Annotated in this window: 18 protein-coding genes and 1 pseudogene; 2 read left to right on the forward strand and 17 right to left on the reverse strand. The window is 72.6% G+C overall.

Translation table 11 applies throughout. The features are described from left to right. Positions 1–160: 160 nt before the first annotated feature. The 3 genes from ACIHCM_RS09865 to ACIHCM_RS09875 are packed head-to-tail and all read right to left on the reverse strand — an operon-like array spanning position 161 to position 1,901. Positions 161–712 carry an OsmC family protein gene (locus tag ACIHCM_RS09865; protein WP_399891881.1) on the reverse strand — a complete coding sequence of 184 codons (552 nt, stop codon included), beginning with the start codon at positions 710–712 and terminating at the stop codon, positions 161–163. Positions 713–732: 20 nt separating this feature from the next. Next, a complete protein-coding gene (locus ACIHCM_RS09870; RefSeq protein ID WP_399891885.1) occupies positions 733–1,080 on the reverse strand; it encodes a carboxymuconolactone decarboxylase family protein in 348 nt (115 codons plus the stop codon). A 32-nt stretch (positions 1,081–1,112) separates the two neighbouring features. After that, positions 1,113–1,901, reverse strand: a complete 789-nt coding sequence (locus ACIHCM_RS09875; protein ID WP_399891888.1) for an SDR family NAD(P)-dependent oxidoreductase — start codon at positions 1,899–1,901, stop codon at positions 1,113–1,115. Between the two features lie 293 nt (positions 1,902–2,194). On the opposite strand from ACIHCM_RS09875, the gene ACIHCM_RS09880 reads away from it, so the two are divergent. Next, positions 2,195–3,061, forward strand: coding sequence for a LysR family transcriptional regulator (locus ACIHCM_RS09880; protein ID WP_399891890.1), 867 nt, complete (start codon positions 2,195–2,197; stop codon positions 3,059–3,061). 278 nt (positions 3,062–3,339) lie between these two features. Next, on the forward strand, positions 3,340–3,612 hold the full coding sequence (locus ACIHCM_RS09885) for a hypothetical protein (protein WP_399891893.1): 273 nt from the start codon (positions 3,340–3,342) through the stop codon (positions 3,610–3,612). A gap of 74 nt (positions 3,613–3,686) precedes the next feature. Here the strand turns inward: ACIHCM_RS09885 and ACIHCM_RS09890 are convergent, their stop codons facing one another. The 14 genes and pseudogenes from ACIHCM_RS09890 to ACIHCM_RS09955 all read right to left on the reverse strand — a co-directional run bounded on the left by ACIHCM_RS09890 (position 3,687) and on the right by ACIHCM_RS09955 (position 17,514). Further along, positions 3,687–5,081 (reverse strand): MFS transporter, encoded by a 1,395-nt coding sequence (locus ACIHCM_RS09890; protein WP_399891896.1) that lies wholly within the window; start codon positions 5,079–5,081, stop codon positions 3,687–3,689. Positions 5,082–5,154: 73 nt separating this feature from the next. Next, positions 5,155–5,613, reverse strand: coding sequence for an SRPBCC family protein (locus ACIHCM_RS09895; protein ID WP_399891899.1), 459 nt, complete (start codon positions 5,611–5,613; stop codon positions 5,155–5,157). Between the two features lie 268 nt (positions 5,614–5,881). After that, positions 5,882–6,163 (reverse strand): annotated as a pseudogene (locus ACIHCM_RS09900) (short-chain dehydrogenase/reductase); the annotation flags it as partial. A gap of 48 nt (positions 6,164–6,211) precedes the next feature. Then, complete coding sequence (locus tag ACIHCM_RS09905) at positions 6,212–7,201, reverse strand: sugar kinase (protein ID WP_399891902.1); 990 nt, start codon at positions 7,199–7,201, stop codon at positions 6,212–6,214. Next, positions 7,198–8,082, reverse strand: coding sequence for an SMP-30/gluconolactonase/LRE family protein (locus ACIHCM_RS09910; protein ID WP_399891904.1), 885 nt, complete (start codon positions 8,080–8,082; stop codon positions 7,198–7,200). The genes ACIHCM_RS09905 and ACIHCM_RS09910 overlap by 4 nt, the downstream gene beginning before the upstream one ends. Further along, positions 8,079–8,711 carry a bifunctional 4-hydroxy-2-oxoglutarate aldolase/2-dehydro-3-deoxy-phosphogluconate aldolase gene (locus ACIHCM_RS09915; protein ID WP_399891907.1) on the reverse strand — a complete coding sequence of 211 codons (633 nt, stop codon included), beginning with the start codon at positions 8,709–8,711 and terminating at the stop codon, positions 8,079–8,081. The genes ACIHCM_RS09910 and ACIHCM_RS09915 overlap by 4 nt, the downstream gene beginning before the upstream one ends. A 65-nt stretch (positions 8,712–8,776) precedes the next feature. Next, positions 8,777–9,589 carry a hypothetical protein gene (locus tag ACIHCM_RS09920; protein ID WP_399891910.1) on the reverse strand — a complete coding sequence of 271 codons (813 nt, stop codon included), beginning with the start codon at positions 9,587–9,589 and terminating at the stop codon, positions 8,777–8,779. 2 nt (positions 9,590–9,591) lie between these two features. After that, positions 9,592–10,737 (reverse strand): galactonate dehydratase, encoded by a 1,146-nt coding sequence (gene dgoD, locus ACIHCM_RS09925; RefSeq protein WP_399891913.1) that lies wholly within the window; start codon positions 10,735–10,737, stop codon positions 9,592–9,594. Continuing rightward, complete coding sequence (locus ACIHCM_RS09930; protein WP_399891916.1) at positions 10,734–11,483, reverse strand: FadR/GntR family transcriptional regulator; 750 nt, start codon at positions 11,481–11,483, stop codon at positions 10,734–10,736. The genes dgoD and ACIHCM_RS09930 overlap by 4 nt, the downstream gene beginning before the upstream one ends. Positions 11,484–11,517: 34 nt before the next feature. After that, entirely contained in the window at positions 11,518–12,294 is a 777-nt protein-coding gene (locus ACIHCM_RS09935; RefSeq protein WP_399891919.1) for an SDR family NAD(P)-dependent oxidoreductase, read from the reverse strand. A 67-nt stretch (positions 12,295–12,361) separates the two neighbouring features. Then, positions 12,362–14,446 carry an alpha-galactosidase gene (locus tag ACIHCM_RS09940; protein WP_399891922.1) on the reverse strand — a complete coding sequence of 695 codons (2,085 nt, stop codon included), beginning with the start codon at positions 14,444–14,446 and terminating at the stop codon, positions 12,362–12,364. Then, positions 14,443–15,291, reverse strand: coding sequence for a carbohydrate ABC transporter permease (locus ACIHCM_RS09945; RefSeq protein ID WP_399891925.1), 849 nt, complete (start codon positions 15,289–15,291; stop codon positions 14,443–14,445). Before ACIHCM_RS09945 ends, ACIHCM_RS09940 begins: the two co-directional genes overlap by 4 nt. Further along, positions 15,291–16,226 (reverse strand): carbohydrate ABC transporter permease, encoded by a 936-nt coding sequence (locus ACIHCM_RS09950; protein WP_399891928.1) that lies wholly within the window; start codon positions 16,224–16,226, stop codon positions 15,291–15,293. Before ACIHCM_RS09950 ends, ACIHCM_RS09945 begins: the two co-directional genes overlap by 1 nt. Position 16,227: 1 nt before the next feature. Then, positions 16,228–17,514 (reverse strand): ABC transporter substrate-binding protein, encoded by a 1,287-nt coding sequence (locus ACIHCM_RS09955; RefSeq protein WP_399891931.1) that lies wholly within the window; start codon positions 17,512–17,514, stop codon positions 16,228–16,230. Between the last annotated feature and the right edge of the window lie 91 nt (positions 17,515–17,605).

Here is a 17,605-nt window from a genome sequence, read left to right on the forward strand (position 1 = left end):
AACAACGCCAGGGGAACACATCAAACCCACCCCTGTTTCGGGCCCCCCCCCCCTACCCCCTCCCACAAACCCCGGGGGGGGGGGGCCGGCGCGCCCCCCCCCCCCCGGGGGGCGGGGGGGGCCCCCGCCTCCTCGTAGGGCGTCGGGGACCCCGACCCGATCAGGCGAGCGTGGTGACGACCTCGACCGGGTGGGCGAGGGTGTCACGGATCGCCGAGCGGCCCTCGACGACGGAGACGAGTTCCTCGAGCTGACTGCGACCGGCCTCGGGGGCGTCGAGATCCACACGTATCCGGATCTGCTGCAGGCCCGGGCGGACCGACGTGCCGATCCCGAGGGATCCGCGTACGTCGATGTCGGCTTCGAGTTCCAGACCGATGCCTTTGAGCTCGATGCCGCGCAGGGCGGCATGGGTGGCGATCGTGACGGTGTAGCAGCCGGCGAGTGCGTGGAGCACGAACTCCGCGGGCGTGGGTGCGGTGTCGGTGCCCAGCGCCGCGACGGGTTCGTCGCTGCTCATCTCGAACTTCGCGATGCGCGTCTCGTCCCGCTCGCCACCCTGGGTCAGGGCACCCGTGCGCGTGGTGACCCGGAAGCCGCCCTGCCACGAACCGCCGACCGCGAAGGTGGCCCGTGCCGGGCCGGGGTCCGCGCGAAGGGCTTCGACGTTCTCCTGGAGAGCGCGGACGTCTACTTCGTCGATCACGGACATCGCTGTGTGCTCCTTCGGGCTCATCGCGTGTCGTCCTTTCCGGCCTCGGTGAAGAACTTCATGGCCATGAAGCCGTGCGCGTAGCCGCCCCCTGCGCGCAGTGCCGCGGCGGTCATGATGGTCTCCGCCAGTTCCTGCTGGGTCGCGCCCGCGGCGTGTGCGGCGATGGTGTGCGCTTCGATGCAGTAGGCGCACTGGGTCGTCAGCGCCACGGCCACGGCGGTGAGTTCGGCGTACTTGGGCGGGACGACGTTGTCCTTGCCCCGCAGAACCTGGTTGTCGAAGGCCATGAACGCCTTGAAGGCCTCGGGTGCGCCGGCGCGGATGTGCTTGGCGTATTGGTGGTCGGTGTGCTCGTGGTAGGTCACGATGTGCTCCTGCCTGGGGGCGGGGGGGATGGTCAGTAGTTGTTCCGTCCGGCCCGCACGCCGCCGTCGACGTCCCAGGTGGCGCCGGTGATCCAGTCGGCCTGGCCGGACAGCAGGAAGGCGACGGCCGGGGCGATGTCGTCGGGGGTTCCGACGCGGCCGAGAGGGTGGAAGGTGTTGAACGCGTCGAGCGCGGAGTCGATGTCGTCCTTGGGGATGAACGCCTCGTAGATCGGGGTGCGGACCACCGCGGGGGCCACCGTGTTGACCCGGATGCCGTGCGGCGCCAGTTCCATGGCCAGGTGCTGGGTGAGGGAGTGCAGACCCGCCTTGGCGACCGAGTACGCCGAGGACGGCGTGGCGGCCATGGCCTGGTGCGCCAGCATGCCCCCGATGTTGACGACGGATCCCTTGCTGCCGCGGGCGATCATGTTCCCGACGACGGTCTGGGTGACGAAGTAGAAGGCGCGGGTAATGGCCTGGTAGCGGTCGTAGACCTCGGGGGTGTGCTCCAGGAAGGTCTTCGGCTCGAAGATCCCGGCCGCGTTCACGAGGAGGGTCGCGTCGGCGTGCTGCTCGGTCAGCGTGCCGCGCAGACCGTCCACGGCGGCGTTGTCGAAGAGGTCGGCCGCGAGTCCGAAGACGTCGCCGGTCCCGGACAGTTCGGCCACCGCTTCGGTGGCGCTCCTGTCGGACCTGCCGGTGACGACGGCGCTGCCACCGCCCTCCAGGACGCGGCGGGCGACGGCGAGTCCGATGCCGCTGGTGCCGCCGACGACGATGACCTTCTGACCGTGGAAGTCGCGGGTGGTGTCGGGCATGAGTGTGCTCCTTGACGAGGGTGACGCGGTGGGGGCGGGGGGTGAAGCGGGTCCCGCCGGGAGGGTCCCGGGAGGCGATGCCCGGGCCACTTCATTCACCATGCGGGCCGTGGGGGAAAAGAACCAGTTACATGTACTTTGTCCATACGGAAGCAGTCTTGAAGGGTCCGCGGAGCCGGTGCGGTGATCAGCCGCGGGGGACGCCTCCGACCGTAGGGCGGCCGGCGTCGTCCCGGTAGAGGATCCTGAGTGATACGGCTATAACGAACGTCTATGGCAAGGGTGGGCAGATCATGAATATCGAGGCGCTGCGTTATGTCCAGGCCGTCTCCCGGACGAAGTCCTTCAGCGCTGCCGCGCGGGCTTACGGCGTGACGCAGCCGGCCCTGTCGAACGGTGTGGCGCGGCTGGAGGAGGAGCTCGGCGTAAGGCTTTTCGATCGCTCGCCCCGTGGGGTGAGGCCCACGGCGCACGGCGCACGGATACTGCCCCTGATCGACCACGTCCTGGGCGGCCTCGACACGCTGCTCGCCGAGGCCCAGCGGATTGCCCAGCCTCCCGGCAGGACGATCCGCATGGGTGTGTCGCCGCTGATCGGGGCCGACCTCGTCGCGCGCGCGTTCGAAGCGGCCCGCGGTCTCAAACACCCGCGTGACCTGGTCCTGCGGGAGGCGGACCTCGACCCGCTGCGCGGTGACCTTCAGGCGGGCCGCCTGGACATCGTCCTCGTCCCGGCCGTGCCCGGCATGCCCCACTTCGAGCACCGCGTCGTCGCCCGCGAACCGGTGGTCGTCATCGACTCCGCCGCCGCGGGCGAGGAGGGTCCTGCCGAGCTCGCGGACGTGGCCGGCGCCGACTACATCCTCGGGCCCGACACCTGCGGACTGACCACGTTCACCACCGAGCTGTTCGGCAGTCACGACCTGGTGCTGCGGACCTACCCGGGCGAGGCCGCCAGCTTCAGGGCGGTCGACGAGTGGGCCGCGATGGGCCTCGGTGCGGCGCTCCTGCCGCGGTCCAAGGTCTCTCACCAGCACGTCAGTTGCCGGCCCCTGCGCCGGGGTGGCGTACCTGTCGAGATCGCGTACGAGGCCGTCTGGGGGTGCGACACGCCCCTCGGTGCCGACCTGGAGGAATTCGTCACGGCGCTTGAGGCTTAGCCGCACTCCCCGAGACATGGCGACCCCGGGCCGCCCGGCGATGTCGCTGGCACATCACAAGTGCCGGTGTCAGGGTCGCCGTGTGCCTGCAATTCGCAAGTGACCTTCCCTGATGCCGAGGAGCTGGCGGGCATGTCCCGGAGTTACCGGACGATCCAGACGGAACTGCGCGACGGGGTGTGGTGGGCCACGATCGACAACCCTCCGATCAATCTCATCGACGAGCCCTTCGTCACCGACCTGATCGCGCTGCTCGACGACACGGACACCGACGGGAGGTGCGGGTCGTCGTCTTCCGCAGCGCCGACGCCGACTTCTTCCTCCCGCATGTGGACATGCGCCACATCGCCGAGTACACGGCTGCCGCGGCCACGTCCGGCGGCCCGGACGACATCAGTCTGGGCGCCCTCCACCGGCGGCTGACCGAGACGCGTCCCGTCACCGCCGTCGCCGGGGCCCCGGGCGCGGGCCGCAGGCGCACCGGGACGCCGTACGCCGCCGGCTCCCCGCCGCGGGAGCTGGACGTCGCACCGGCCTGCGAACAGGGGTGACCAAGTTCCCGGACCGGGCCGGTGGTGCCGAAGTGCTCCGGCCGTGTAGCCGCCCCCCGTCGTCCCAGCCGGCATCAGGATGCCCTGTCATTCCTGGGTTTCGCAGGCACGCACAGCCACGCCAGGGCCGCCGCGGTCAGGTAGGCGAACGCCCCCAAGGCCATGCTCGTACGCAGCCCGGAGCCGTAGTCGGCGCCCGTGGCGAGCACGGTGCCTCCCAGCGCCACGCCGGTGGCGCTGCCGATCTGACGGGCCGTGTTGAACAGGGCGGACGCGGCCCCGGCGTACGCGGCCGGTGCCGCGCCCATCACGGTGGCGGTCGAGCCGGTGAGGGCGAACGAGGTGCCGAAGCCCGCGGCCATCATCGGAGCCACCAGCAGCCAGTAGGAGGGATCGGCTCCCGCCGCTGCCCAGCCCGCCAGTCCCAGCCCGGCCAGCAGCATGCCGGAGACCACCAGCGGGCGGTCACCCGTGCGCCGGGTCAGCCGTCCGGACAGGACGGAGGCGAACATGGTCATCGCCACCGCCGGGAACAGGGCCACCCCGGTGGCGAGGGCGCTCAGGCCGCGCTGGTGCTGGAACCACAGGCTGGCCGTGAACAGCATGCCGTAGAAGCCGAAGTTGAACAGCAGGCCGATGACGGCCGTGCCGCTCAGCTGACGCGAGCTCAGCAGGCTCAGCGCCAGTGCGGGGGAGCGGGCCATGTGCTCGCGCACGACGAACGCGACGGCGCACACCGCGGCGAGGCCCAGCCCGGCGACGACGGCGGCGTCCGACCAGCCGCGGCGGCCTGCCTCGTTGAGCGCGCCGGTCAGCAGCGCGACCGCCGCCACGACCAGGCACTGCGCCGGCCAGTCGAGAGCGCGGGCGGCCTGCCGGGGTGAGGGTGCGACGTGGTGCAGGGTCAGCGCCAGGCAGGCCACGCCGACGGGCAGGTTGATCAGGAAGACCCACCGCCAGCCGGCCGTGGAGACCAGCAGCCCGCCCAGCAGCGGTCCGGCGGAGGCCGCGATGCCCGCCATCGCACCCCACAGTCCGAACGCCCGCGACCGTGCGGCGGGTGCCGGGTAGGCCTGCTGGAGCAGGGCAAGGGAGCCGGGCACGATCAGTGCCGCCCCGAACCCCTCGACCAGCCGGGCCGTCACCAGGAACGGGGCGTTCGGCGCGAGGGCGCACGCGGCAGAGGCGAGCGTGAACACGACCACGCCCCAGCAGAAGACCCGGCGGTTGCCCAGCCGGTCGCCCAATGCGCCACCGGTCATCAGAAAGCCGGCGAGGACGAGGGTGTATCCGTCGGTGATCCACTGGATGCCGGTGAGCGAGGCGGACAGTTCCCGGCCCACCACCGGCACGGCGACGTTGATGATCGTCACGTCGAGGATCACCATGAAGTACCCGGCGCACACCGCCGTCAGCGGCGCCAGGGACCGCCTTCCGCCGGGCTCCGCGGCCGGTTCGAAGGAGGACACGGGCATCACGGTCTGCTCATGAGGATCCGCCTGGAAGAGCGCACCGACGGGATTCGGACTCCTGCGCAGAGCCTCAACCCGGAACGATCGCCGTCTCCGCCGCCGCCTTGATCCGGGTGCCGAAGCCGTCGGCGTCCTTGCGGGCGGCGGCCAGAGCGAGACCGACGAGGAGCTTGCCCAGGCCGTGCCCCTCCAGGACGTTGAAGAGACGGACCCGGGTCCTGCCGCCGTCCAGGCGCTCCAGGTCGTACCCGCCCTCACGTGCCGTCACGGCGTTCTTCGACACCTCGGCCCAGCGGATCCTCACCGGGGCTTCGAGCTCGGTGATGCGGAACTCCCTGGCGGTCTTCATCCCGGCGTCCTTGACCGTGCTGCGGAAGACCGTCCCCACAGCGGTCGGCGCCGGCGGCACCCGCTCGATCCGGAGCACCCGGGGGCTGAACTGCGGATCGTTGCGTCCGTCGGCGAGGTAGTCGAACACCGCCTCGATGGGCCGATCGACCTCGACCGTCGCTTCGAACTGTCCTGACATGCGCACCCCTGATCGGTTGAGCCGCCTCGCTTCCGCGCCCAGTCGCACATCCTCCGGACGGGCGGGGCCGCCGGGGCCGTCGCGCCCTCGCGTGACGAAACGTCCAGGGCCGTGCCGTCCGTCGTGGCGGCACCGCGACCTTACCGGCACCTCAGAACGTCCCGCGAGGCGAGCGGCACGACCACAACGGGCGCGCAGGGCCCGTGCGGCGGACGGGGCACCGCCGGTTCATGCGACCTGAGGGGCCGGACGGGGCCTGACCGGCCGTCTCCCGCGGCGGGAGCGGGGCGGGGTACGGCTCGCCGAAGTCGGCCGAGCGGCTGACCTTCTCCCATTGCGTCGCCTCGTCGAGCCGGCGGCGGGAGTAGTCCTGCGCCATGGTCGCCGCGTTCGTGCCCAGCAGGAGGTGGGTGGGAATCCGACCGCTCCGAACGGTTCGTACGATAATCTCGGCGGCGCGCCGGGGATCTCCCGCTGCTCCGTCCGCACTCTGCCGCACCCGCCGGTTCATCGCCCCGACCGTCTCGTCGTAGGCATCGGGGATCGGGTGGCCTGACCGGCCGCGCGGGGGCACCGCTTCGGGGGTGCTCCCGTCACCTCAGAGGCGCCGTGCCGCCTTCGCCGCCCACTCGTGCGCGGGAAGGCAGAGGAGCCGGCCGATCCCCGCGCTGTCCGGCAACGGGCCGTGGTCGCCCGTGACCTGGAGCGCCGAACCCGCCGTGATGTGTCCGAGCCGCAGTGCGCGTTCCAGGTCCCCGGCGCGCAGCAGGCCGGCGAGGAAACCGGCGGCGAACGCGTCCCCCGCCCCGACCACCTCCACCACCTCCGTGCGCAGGGCGGGCACGGTGCATACGCCCGCCTCACCGAAGGCGGTGGCCGCACGGCCGCCGTCCTTGACGACCAGCAGACGGGGCTGCGGCAGCAACTCCCGTACCCCGGCCGGTTCCAGACCGGCCCCCCACAGTTCCTGTGCCTCGTCGAGCCCGACGAAGACGATGTCGGCGCGGTCGGCCAGGTCGCGCAGCACGCCCGCGGCCGCACCGGCCGGCCACAGCGCCGGACGGTGGTTCACATCGAAGCTGATGGCGTGGCGGCGTTCACCCGGCGGGGCGGCCAGCGCCCGTTCCACCAGGTCCCGGCAGGACGAGGAAAGTGCCGCGGTGATGCCCGTGAGGTGGACGAGGGAGGCGGACGCCAGGCTGTCGTCGTCCAGTACCTCGGGACCCAGGGCCGACGCCGCCGAGCCGCCCCGGTAGTAGTGGACCCCGGTGCGGTTGCCGGCCGGGTCCTTCACCAGCAGGCCGGTGGGCCTGTCCGGGTCGCGGCGTACGGCACCCACACCGACGCCCGCCGCGCCCACCGCGCGGAGCACCCGCCGCCCGAGCGCGTCGTCGCCCACGGCGGAGAGCCAGGAGACGGGGACCCCCAGGTCGGCCAGGTACATGGCCACGTTCGACTCCGCGCCGGCCACCGACACCCGCAGGCTTCCGGCGGTCTCCAGCGAGTCGGAGGGGGCCGGAGCGAGGGCTGCCATGGTCTCCCCGATGCAGACGACGGGTCCTTCCGCCGGCCGCCAGCCAGGCCTCATGACGCCTCCCTCGGGGACGGCAGGCCGCCCCGGTGGCGGTAGGCGTCGGCGGGCCGGCCCGGCACGTCCACCCGGACGCTGAACAGGGCGCCGTCGTGAGGGCCGGGCGTGGTGAGCCCCACGCGGGCGGTGGTGACGTGGAGGACGTCCTCCTGCAGGCACACACCGGCGGGCTGCCGTGCGGGCAGACACACCGTGCGGTCGAGGCGGCCGTCCGGACCGTAGCGGCGTACCGTGCCCGTGCCCCACACCGCGACCCACACGGCGCCCTGGACGTCCACCACCATGCCGTCGGGGCTGCCGTCGTCGAAGGTCACGAACGGCTCGGGGGTGCCGAGAGCGCCGGTGGCCGGGTCGACGGCGTAGCGCCTGACGACTCCCCGGGCGCTGTCGGCCAGGTACATGGTCCCGCCGTCCGCGGTGAAGGCCGGTCCGTTCGGCACCGTGATGCCGTCGAGGACACGGGTCACCGTGCCGTCGTGGTCCACCCGGTAGAGGGAGCCGCGTCCCTCTTCGGCGTCGTACGCCATGCTGCCCGCCCAGAAGCGGCCGTGCGGGTCGGCGGTCCCGTCGTTCATACGCATGGGCCGGGCGGCGCCCGCCTCGGGCCGGGCCAGCCACCGCGCCGTGCCGTCGGGCGGGAGCAGGCACATCCCGGTGCCGGCGGCGGCCATCCAGCTGCCGGGCGCTCCGGCCACGGGTGCCACGGCGCCCAGGGGAACGGGCAGTCGGACCAGTTGCCGCAAGGGGTCCGTGGGGCTCCCGGTGGCGGTGAGCAGGCGGCCGGCGAGGATGTCCACGAGGACGATTCCGCGGTCCGTCCAGCGGATGCCCTCACCGAGTTCCAGGCGATCGGGGCGCAGGGCTTCGGCTTCGGTCACGGCGTGGCCTTCCGCGCGGCGGTCAGGAACGCGCGGGCGCGTTCACGCAGTGCGGTGAGGCTGCCGCCGTCGGCGGCGTCGCCGACCAGGGGTGAGCCGACCCCCACGGCGGTTGCCCCGGCGGCCAGATAGGCCTCGGCCGCCGCCTCGTCGACGCCGCCCACGGGCACGAACAGCTCGTGCGGGAACGGGCCGCGCAGCGCCCTCAGATAGGCGGGGCCGCCTGCCTGGGCGGCCGGGAAGATCTTGAGTGCCGTGGCGCCGAGCGTGCGTGCGGTCAGGATCTCGCTCGGGGTCATCACGCCGGCCAGGACCGGCATGCCGAGTGCGTGCGCCGCGCCCACGCCGTCCCCCACCGCCGGTGTGACGGCCCAGCGGGCGCCGGCTCGGTGGGCGGCACGGGCGTCGTCGGCGGTCAGGACGGTACCGGCGCCGAGGGGGCGATCGCCGCCGAGCGCTGCGTGGGCGCGCTCGACGACGGACAGGGCGTCCGCGCCGCTCAGGGACACCTCGATCAGCTCGACACCCTCCTCGGCCAGGGTCAGGACGGTACGCAGCGAGGCTTCCGGATCGGAGCCGCGGACGATCGCGACCAGGCGGTGGGCGGCCAGGGCCGCTCGAAGATCCATGGAGGGGCTCCTTCTCTGTTCAGCAAGGGGGCCACGGGGTTTCCGCGGGACGGTTCCGGGACGGTTCAGGGGCAGCGGCAGTGCGTGCTCAACGTCAGCCGCCACCGCACCTCGCCGGAGGCAGGGACCAGGGCGGCGTCACCGGGGCCCGCCTCGGCGAGGTCGAAGACCCGGCCGAGCATGGGCTCGACTCCGGTGCTGCGATAGGGCGCCAGGGTGGGAAACCCGCCGAGGTTGCGCCACAGCGCGACCGACGTCGGCTGGCCGTCGGCTTCGAGGGTCAGGGACAGGTGGTCCGGCTGGTCGTGCACGCAGCACCCGGAGGCGTCCACCACGGCTCCGACGGCGGTGCCGTCGTCCGGGCCGAGCGTGTCGAGACGCAGTCCGCAGGGCGCGGGCCAGGGTCCTTCCACCCACGGGGCACCCTCCGGCCACGGCCGCCCGAGCAGCCCGGCCGCCTCGGGGAACAGCCGGGTGCGTGCCGCGCGGGGGAGACGCACGCCCGCGTGCTCGGAGAGGTCGAGCAGGGCGTGGGCGGCCCAGACGAAGCGGAAGCCGGCGTCGGCCGTCAGCACGTAGTCGGCCTCGGCGCCGTCGGCGGTGGTCCGGATGCCACGGGACAGCGTGAACCGGCCGGCGTGGACGACGTCCCGGCCCGCCTCCCGCCGCCAGGGCCGGGACCAGGCGTCCCCGTGGTCGGGGGTGCCGCGGACGGTGGGCACGCACTCCTCGAGACCGCCCGCGTCCACGAAGAGGTCACCCGGCGCGGCCTTCTCCCGCGCGGGAGACTCCCGCCGCCACAGCCACTCGCGCCGGGATGTCCGCAGTGACGTCCAACGGCCCCCGTGGGCAAGGTCGGTGACGACCTCCAGCGGCATGGTCACCACTCCGCGAAGGAGCCGTCGGCGTGCCGCCACACCGGGTTGCGCCAGGCATGACCGGTGCGGTCCGCGGCGCGTACGGCGTCCTCGTCGACGGTGATGCCGAGTCCCGGGGTGTCGTGGCGGACGGCATGGCCGTCGACGAAGCGGAAGGGCTCCGGGTCGACCAGGTAGGACAGCAGGTCGGCGTCCTTGTTGTAGTGGATGCCGCGGCTCTGCTCCTGGATCAGGAAGTTCGGGGTGACGAAGGCGATCTGGAGACTGGCCGCCAGGGCTATCGGGCCCAGCGGGCAGTGCGGGGCGAGCTGGGCGCCGTAGGTCTCGGCGAGCGAGGCGATGCGGTGCACCTCCGATATCCCGCCGGCGTGGGACAGGTCGGGCTGGGCGACGGCCACACCGGCGGCGAGAACGGGAAGGAACTCGGCCCGCCCGTACAGCCGTTCACCGGTGGCGAGGGGTATGGGGCTCGCGGCGACCAGGCCGGGCAGCAGATGGCTCTGTTCGGGGACGACGGGCTCCTCCACGAACAGGGGGTGCAGCGGGGCGAGTTCGCTCAGGACGCGGCGCGCACCGGCCGCGGTGAAACGGCCGTGGAAGTCGACGGCGACGTCGCGGTCCGGGCCGAGCGCCTCGCGGGCGGCGGCCACGCGGGCGACGACCGCGGCGGTCTCGGCGACGGTGGTGACCGGGGACGAGGCTCCGGCCGCGTTCATCTTGACCGCGGTGAATCCGGCCTCGGCCTGGGCGGCCGCCTGCTCGCTGATCAGTGCGGGCTCGTCACCGCCGATCCAGGCGTAGACGCGCACCCGGTCGCGTACGGGCCCGCCGAGGAGTGCGTGCACCGGGGCGCCGTAGGTCTTCCCGGCGATGTCCCACAGTGCCTGGTCCAGGCCGGCGACGGCACTGGAGAGGACGGGCCCGCCCCGGTAGAAGCCGCCCTTGGTCAGCACCTGCCAGTGGTCCTGGATGCGCAGCGGGTCCTGTCCGACGAGGTATTCGGCCAGGACGTCGACGGCGGTGCGGACGACCTCGGCGCGCCCTTCCACCACGGGCTCGCCCCAGCCGGCCACGCCCTCGTCGGTCTCGACGCGGCAGAACAGCCAGCGTGGCGGGACGAGGAAGGTCTCGATACGGGTGATCTTCACTGAGGGCGGGCACCTTCCGTCTCGTCCTGCGGCTCGTCGGCGTTTCCGACGCGGTCCAGGTCACGGCCGGCCTGGTCGAGCAGGGCACGCATCGCGGCCTCGGCGGCCCGGGGGTCGCGGTCGCGTACGGCGTCCAGCACGGCGCGGTGGGCCGGGACCGGGTCCTCGCCGTGCGGTGAGCTGTGCACGATGCGGTCACGGTGGGCCAGGCCGGACTCGATCACCATCTCCATGCGGCTCAGGAGCTCGTTGTGGGTGGCGGCGAGCAGGGCACGGTGGAAGGCGAGGTCGGCCTCGACGGCGTGCGCGGCGCCGGCGTCCTGCTCCTCCATGGCCGTGAGCGCGTCGTCGAGGGCGGTCAGGTCGGCGTCGGTGCGGCGTTCCGCGGCCAGGCGCACGGCGGCCGGTTCGATGATGGCGCGCACCTCGGCGAGGTTGTGCAGCAGCCGCTGGTCGGCCTCGGTGGTACGGCCGCCCTCGAACTGCCAGCGCAGCACGTCGGCGTCGAGCAGGTTCCACTCGGCGCGGGAGCGCACGAAGGTGCCGCGCCGCTGGCGGGCGTCGACCATTCCCTTGGCGGCCAGCACCTTCAGCGACTCGCGCAGCGCGGTGAGGCTCACGTCCAACTCGTCCTGCAGCGCCACCAGATCCAGCGTGCTCCCCTCGGGGATCTCACCGCCGAGGATGCGGCGCGCGAGCACTTCCACGGTCTGGCCGTGCACGCCGCGGCGGGCATAGGGCGTCATCGTCTACAGCCTTTCTGCTGAGAGGGGAGCGTGGTCATGCGGAGGCCTTGACGACGCTCCAGCCGCCGTCCACCACGAGAGAGGTCCCGGTGATGTAGGAGGCCTCGCCGGCGCCGAGGAAGGCGATGGCCGCGGCCACCTCCTGCGGGGTGCCGAAGCGGCGCGCGGCCGTCTCGGCGATGCTGCGTTCCCGGTCCTCGGGCGTCACCCTGTCCCAGGCGGCGGTCAGGATCGGGCCCGGCACCACGGCGTTCACGCGGACCTCGGGCCCGTACTCGACGGCCAGTTGGCCGCACAGGGACAACAACGCGCCTTTGGAGGCGGCGTAGGCGGGGTGTCCGGGGATGCCCTTGTGGGCGTGGACGGACGAGGTCAGCACCACGGCCCCCCGGTGGTCCCGCAGGTCGGGCAGCACCGTGCGGACGCCGAGGAAACTGCCGGTGAGATTGACGGCGAGCTGCCGCTGCCACGAAGTCAGGGACAGGGTGTGCGCCGGCGTCACCTCGACGGTGTAGGCGTTGCTGACCAGGAGGTCGACCGGGCCGTACTCGTGCGCGGCGGCCGTTATCCGCGTCCAGTCGTCCTCGGCGGAGACGTCGGCCCGTACGAACCGGGCCCGGCCGCCGGCCTTCGTGATCCGCTCGGCGACCGCCTCACCCTGCTCCTCGGCGATGTCGGCGAGCACGACCGCCGCGCCCTCGTCGGCGAGGCGCTCGGCCGTGGCGGCCCCGATCCCGGAGGCCGCCCCGGTGATCACGGCGGTGCGGCCGGTGTAGCGGGCACCGGGCCGTGGTGCGGGCTGCTCCGTCATGGGACTGGACTCCTTCGCGGGCGCGGAACGGCTGGTCGGCCGCCCTGGAAACATATGTCGAACGGACTCACTGCCGGGTCAGCACCACCAGGTCGGCGTCGTGACCGGCGCTCCAGGAGAACGGCAGCCCGTGGTGCAGCAGATGAGCCCCGCTGTACGTCGTCGCCGACCCGGCGTCCCGGTAGCGTGCCGCCGGCTGAAGGCCTCGCAACCTCAGCCGGGCGGGGCGGCCGGGCACGAGGGGCGCCCCGTCCAGGCGTCCCGTGCTGAGCGCGGCGACGACCGTGCGCCCGGCCGCGGGATCGTCGTACTGCACCCCGAAGGTGGGGTCCGCCGGAGTGCCCAGGAGGTGGACCTCTCCTCGGTGGACCACGTCCCGTACGTCCTTGTAGCGGGCGATCCACCGGGCGGCCTCGGCGCGCTGTTCCGGCGTCCAGGCGCGCAGGTCGGCGCCGATGCCGAGGACGCCGCACATGGCGTTGACGAAGCGGAAGGCGAGGCTGCGCGGGCGCGGGTCGAAGACGCCGGGCGCGTCGGTGACCCAGGAGCTCATGGTGTGCGGCGCATGGGCGTGCAGGTAGCCGAACTGGATGGTCAGCCGGTCCAGCGGGGCGGTGTTGTCGCTGGGCCAGACGACGTCGGTGCGGGCGATCGTCGCGTGCTCGACGCGGCCGCCGCCGCCCGCGCAGCCCTCGACGGTGACGCCCGGGTGGGTGGCGCGCAGATGGTCCAGGACGCGGAGGTAGCCGGCGACGTGCTGGGCGTCCAGGTCGAGGTGGTCGGCGCGTCCGGAGCCGGGGCGTCCGCGCTCGGTGGGCGGCCGGTTCATGTCCCACTTGAGGTAGCTGACGGGGTGTTCGGTCAGGAGCCGGTCGAGCGTCGCGATCACGAAGTCCTGGACGTCCGCGCGGCCGAGGTCGAGCAGCAGCTGGTTGCGCACCAGCCGGGCCGGGCGGCCGTCGATCCGGTACACCCACTCGGGGTGCTCGGCGTACAGGCGGCTCCTGGGGCTGACCGCCTCGGGTTCGACCCACAGGCCGAAGTCCAGCCCCAGTGCCCGGACGTCCTCGACGAACCGGCCGAAGCCCTGCGGGAACGCCTCCGGGTCGGGGTACCAGTCGCCGAGGCCTCCGGTGTCGTCCGCGCGGCCGGGAAACCATCCGTCGTCCACGACGAACAGCTCGGCTCCGATGTCCGCGGCGGCCTTGGCGAGCTCCAGCTGCCCGGCCGCGTCGACGCCGAACCCGGTGGCCTCCCAGGAGTTGTAGAGGACCTGGCGGGGACGGTCGAGGCGCTCGCCGGTGAGCCGGCGTTCGTAGCGGTGCCAGACGCGGGCGAGCCCGTCGAGTCCGCCGGAGCTGAAGGCGCAGGCCAGGCGCGGGGTCGCGAGGGTTTCGCCGGGCGCCAGGTGGACGGCGCCCTCGTGCGGGACCCGCCCGGCGCGGACGCGCAGCGCGCCGCCCGGTTCCGCCTCCGCGGTGATGTGCCAGTTGCCCGGCCACTCCAGGGCGATGCCGTACACCTCGTCCGCCGTCCCGTCCTGCACGGCGAGCCACGGCGCGTAGGCGTGTCCCGGGACACCTTGGACGCTGCCCATGGTGAAGGTGCCCCGGGGCAGGTCGAGTTGGGTGCGCTGGAACTCCTGGGACCACTGGCCGGAGAGATACGTCAGCCGCGCGGTGCCGGTGACGGGGATGTTCACCGCGGCCGAGTCGATCCTCTCCAGGCGCAGTTCCTGGTCGCCGGCGCAGGTCAGCTCGGTCCAGCGCAGGACGACATCCGTGCCGGGCACGGTCTCGTAGCACAGGACCGTGCGCAGGCCCAGGACGTCGTCGGCGAAGGCGAGGCGCAGGGTCCCCTCCCCTTCCCGTGCCGACTCGAACTCCCACCAGACGCCGCGTTCGGCACCCGGGCGTGACGCGACCAGATCGGCACCGGTGAACGGGCGCAGGCCGTGGGGGACGTACTCGGCCGGCGCGGCGTCCGCGGGAGTGATGAAGTGCGTACGGTGCGACCAGTCGAGGGCCGAGGGGCCGTCCTCGACGCCGGGCGGTCCCCAGGCGTCGAGTTCCGCCCACGGGCCGTCGGGGGAGAGGCGCACGGTGTAGCTGGTGTTCTCGGTGCGCAGGGTCCAGCGCCGAGGGGGTGTCACTTCACCGCCCCCAGGTTGAGGCCGGCCACGAAGTGGCGCTGGAACCGCAGGAACACGGCCACGGTGGGGGCGGCCGCGATGACCGAGCCGGCGGCGATCACGTTCCACATCGACACGTACTGTCCCTGGAGCCCGATGAGTGCCGCCGTGATCGGCATCTTCGTGTCGCTGCGCAGCACGGTGATCGCCCACAGCAGGTCGTTGAAGATCCAGGTGAACGACAGCGCGCTCAGCGCGGCCAGGGCGGGACGCGTCAGGGGCAGGATGATCCGCCAGAAGATCTGCCAGGGCCCGGCGCCGTCGACGACCGCGGCCTGCTGGATCTCGGGCGGTATGGCGCGCATGAAGCCGTGCAGCACGAACACGTAGAAGCCGACGCCGAAACCGATCTGCACGCCGATGAGGGCGGTCAGGGTGTCGTAGACACCCAGCAGCTCGGTGAGCTTCGAGACCGGGATGAGCAGGATCTGCGGCGGCAGGAGATTCCCGCCGAGCATCAGCAGCAACAGGGAGCGCCGGAACGGCAGTTCGTAGCGGCTGAGGGCGAACGCGGCCATGGCGGCCAGGGCGAGGGTCACCAGCACACACGGCACGGTGACGGCCAGGCTGTTGATCAGGGCGCGCTGCTGGCCGCCGTCGACCCAGGCCTGACCGTAGTTGGCGAGGGTGAAGGAGCGGGGCCAGCTGCCCAGACCGTGCGCGGAGACGTCGTCGAAGGTGCGCACGCTGGTGACCAGGACGAGCGCGATGGGAAGCAGCCACAGGACGGCCAGGGACCCGGCCCCCAGGTGGAATGCGGCGGTCGCGGCCCGCTTGCGGCGGGGCGCCGCGGACATGAGGGCCATCAGTCGGCCTCCCGGAACGCGCGGACGAGGTAGGAGCAGATGACGCCGAACGCCAGCACGAAGATGACGACGGCGAGGGCGGAGCCGTAGCCCAGGCGCAGGGACTGGAACGCGGTCGAGTACATGTAGGTGCTCAGCAGCTCGGACGAGTGGTAGGGGCCGCCGCGGGTCAGTGCCCACACGACGTCGAAGGAGCGCAGTGAGTCGATGACGATGACGGACAGGACGACGGCGTTGACGCCGCGCAGTTGCGGCAGGGTGACGTGGCGCAAGCGCTGCCACGCCGAGGCGCCGTCGACCTTGGCCGCCTCGTACAGGGCGGGGTCGATGCCCTTGAGGCCGGCCAGGTACAGCACCATGACATAGCCGATCTGCCGCCACAGCGCGGGCACGATCACCGCGTACAGGGCGGTGTCCTGGTCGGCGAGCCAGGCATGGCGCAGGCTGCCGAGGCCGATCGATTCAAGGACCTGGTTGAGGACGCCGTCGGGTTGGTAGATCGCCTGCCAGACCAGGGCGGTGGCCACCAGGGAGAAGACGACGGGCAGGAACAGGGCGGCGCGGTAGAAGCCGACGCCGCGCCGCTCCTGCTGGAGCAGCAGCGCGGTGGCCAGCCCGAGCAGCGCGGACAGCCCGCCGAACAGCACCAGCCACAGCACGGTGTTGCCCGCCGCGTCGAGGAAGATCTCGTCGCCCGCCATCTCCCGGAAGTTGTCCAGGCCGGCGAACTGCGGGGTGGAGACGCCGTCCCAGCGGGTGAGGGAGAGGTAGAAGCCCTGCAGGGCCGGCCAGAACACCCACAGCGCCTCCGCGAGCAGCGGGACGAGCACGAAGACCAGAACCAGCGCAGGAGTACGGCGGGCGCCCCGGCCCCGCCCGACGCGGTGCGGCGGCCGGGCCGGGGCCTTGTGTTCCGGGGCGGTCAGGACTGCCACGTCAGCCCTGCCAGATCTTCGCGGCGTCGCGCTGCCAGTCGGTGAGGATGCTGCCGACGGACTTGGGCTCGGCGAGGAACTTGGTCAGCGCGGTGTCGGCGGTGGGCTGGAGGGCGTCGCTGGAGTCCCGGTTGAAGAACTGGGTGATCTCGGTGGCCGATTCGACGTGGGCGCGGCCCTTCTTCACCAGGTCGGTGCCGGTGTCCTTCGCGTCCGGGTGGCACGGCAGGGCGGTGCCCGAGGACCCCTTGAGGTAGATCTCCTGGGCCTCGGCGGTGGCGAGGTAGCGCAGCAGGTCGACGACCTGGTCGCCGCGGCCCGTGCGGGCGCTGGCGAAGTAGCCGTCGGTGGGGGCCTCCTCGGCCAGCGGGACCTTCGGGTCGATGACGGGGAAGCGGAAGAAGTCGATGTCGTCGAGGGCTTCCTCGGGCGCGGCGTCGGCGAAGAAGGTGCCGATCAGCATCATCCCGGTCCGGCCGTTGAGCAGCGAGGTCGTCGCGTCCTGGAAGGCGACGGCGGTGCCGTTCGGGTCGAAGTACGGGTGCACTTCCGTCCAGCGGTCGAAGACCTTGCGGACCTCGGCGTCGTCGAAGCGGTGCCGGCCGGCGAGCAGCTCGCGGTGGTAGGCGGCGCCGTTGATCCGGATGTCGAGGTAGTCGAACCAGGCCGAGGCGACCCACGGCGTGTTGCCGCCCGCGCCGAGCCCGATGGGGGCGACGCCCTTGCTCTTGAGCTTGCCGCACAGGTCGAGGAAGTCGTCCCAGGTCTCGGGCTCGCTCACGCCCCACTTGGCGAAGTGGGACCTCCGGTAGAACATGCCCCACCAGTAGTACGTGGTGGGCACGAAGACCTTCTTGCCGGAACTCGCCGTGCACAGGCCGTTCAGGGCCTTGGAGTACTTCTTCAGGTCCGGTGACTCCCAGACCTCGCCGAGGTCGAGCAGCAAGTCCTTCTTCGCGTACGCCTCCGCGACCGAGCCGGGGTACCAGGTGTACACGTCCGGCGGGTTGGCGGAGGTGAGGTACGTCGGCAGCTGGGTGCGGAAGGTCTCCGCGGCGACGGTGTTGAGGCTGGCGCGCCCGGAGCCCTTCTTGCCGTACGCGGCGACGAGGTCCTCCATCGCGGCCTTGGCCTGCGGGGCGGAGAGGTTGGACTGGAGGGTCACCGCGCCCTCGGAGGAGCTCTTGCCGGAGGAGGTGGAGGTGACACAGCCGCTGAGCAGCGCCGTGGTCCCGGCGGCGCCGAGTCCGGCGAGGAACCGGCGTCGGCTGGTCTGGTGGTCGGTCATGGGGAACTCCTTGCGGATCCGCGCGAGTTGGGCTTCGGCCGGCACGGGCTTGGGCCCCCTCGCGCGGATCCAGGTTCGCGTGGCGCTCGCG

This window comes from Streptomyces sp. NPDC052023, assembly GCF_044548465.1.
Taxonomy (GTDB): domain Bacteria; phylum Actinomycetota; class Actinomycetes; order Streptomycetales; family Streptomycetaceae; genus Streptomyces.

Bases quoted from the DNA above. Each gene is read 5' to 3' on its own strand.
- ACIHCM_RS09865 (WP_399891881.1), bottom strand. From the start codon at position 712: ATGTCCGTGATCGACGAAGTAGACGTCCGCGCTCTCCAGGAGAACGTC.
- ACIHCM_RS09875 (WP_399891888.1), bottom strand. From the start codon at position 1,901: ATGCCCGACACCACCCGCGACTTCCACGGTCAGAAGGTCATCGTCGTC.
- ACIHCM_RS09880 (WP_399891890.1), top strand. From the start codon at position 2,195: ATGAATATCGAGGCGCTGCGTTATGTCCAGGCCGTCTCCCGGACGAAG.
- ACIHCM_RS09895 (WP_399891899.1), bottom strand. From the start codon at position 5,613: ATGTCAGGACAGTTCGAAGCGACGGTCGAGGTCGATCGGCCCATCGAG.
- ACIHCM_RS09905 (WP_399891902.1), bottom strand. From the start codon at position 7,201: ATGAGGCCTGGCTGGCGGCCGGCGGAAGGACCCGTCGTCTGCATCGGG.
- ACIHCM_RS09915 (WP_399891907.1), bottom strand. From the start codon at position 8,711: ATGGATCTTCGAGCGGCCCTGGCCGCCCACCGCCTGGTCGCGATCGTC.
- ACIHCM_RS09920 (WP_399891910.1), bottom strand. From the start codon at position 9,589: ATGCCGCTGGAGGTCGTCACCGACCTTGCCCACGGGGGCCGTTGGACG.
- ACIHCM_RS09930 (WP_399891916.1), bottom strand. From the start codon at position 11,483: ATGACGCCCTATGCCCGCCGCGGCGTGCACGGCCAGACCGTGGAAGTG.
- ACIHCM_RS09935 (WP_399891919.1), bottom strand. From the start codon at position 12,294: ATGACGGAGCAGCCCGCACCACGGCCCGGTGCCCGCTACACCGGCCGC.
- ACIHCM_RS09945 (WP_399891925.1), bottom strand. From the start codon at position 15,291: ATGGCCCTCATGTCCGCGGCGCCCCGCCGCAAGCGGGCCGCGACCGCC.
- ACIHCM_RS09955 (WP_399891931.1), bottom strand. From the start codon at position 17,514: ATGACCGACCACCAGACCAGCCGACGCCGGTTCCTCGCCGGACTCGGC.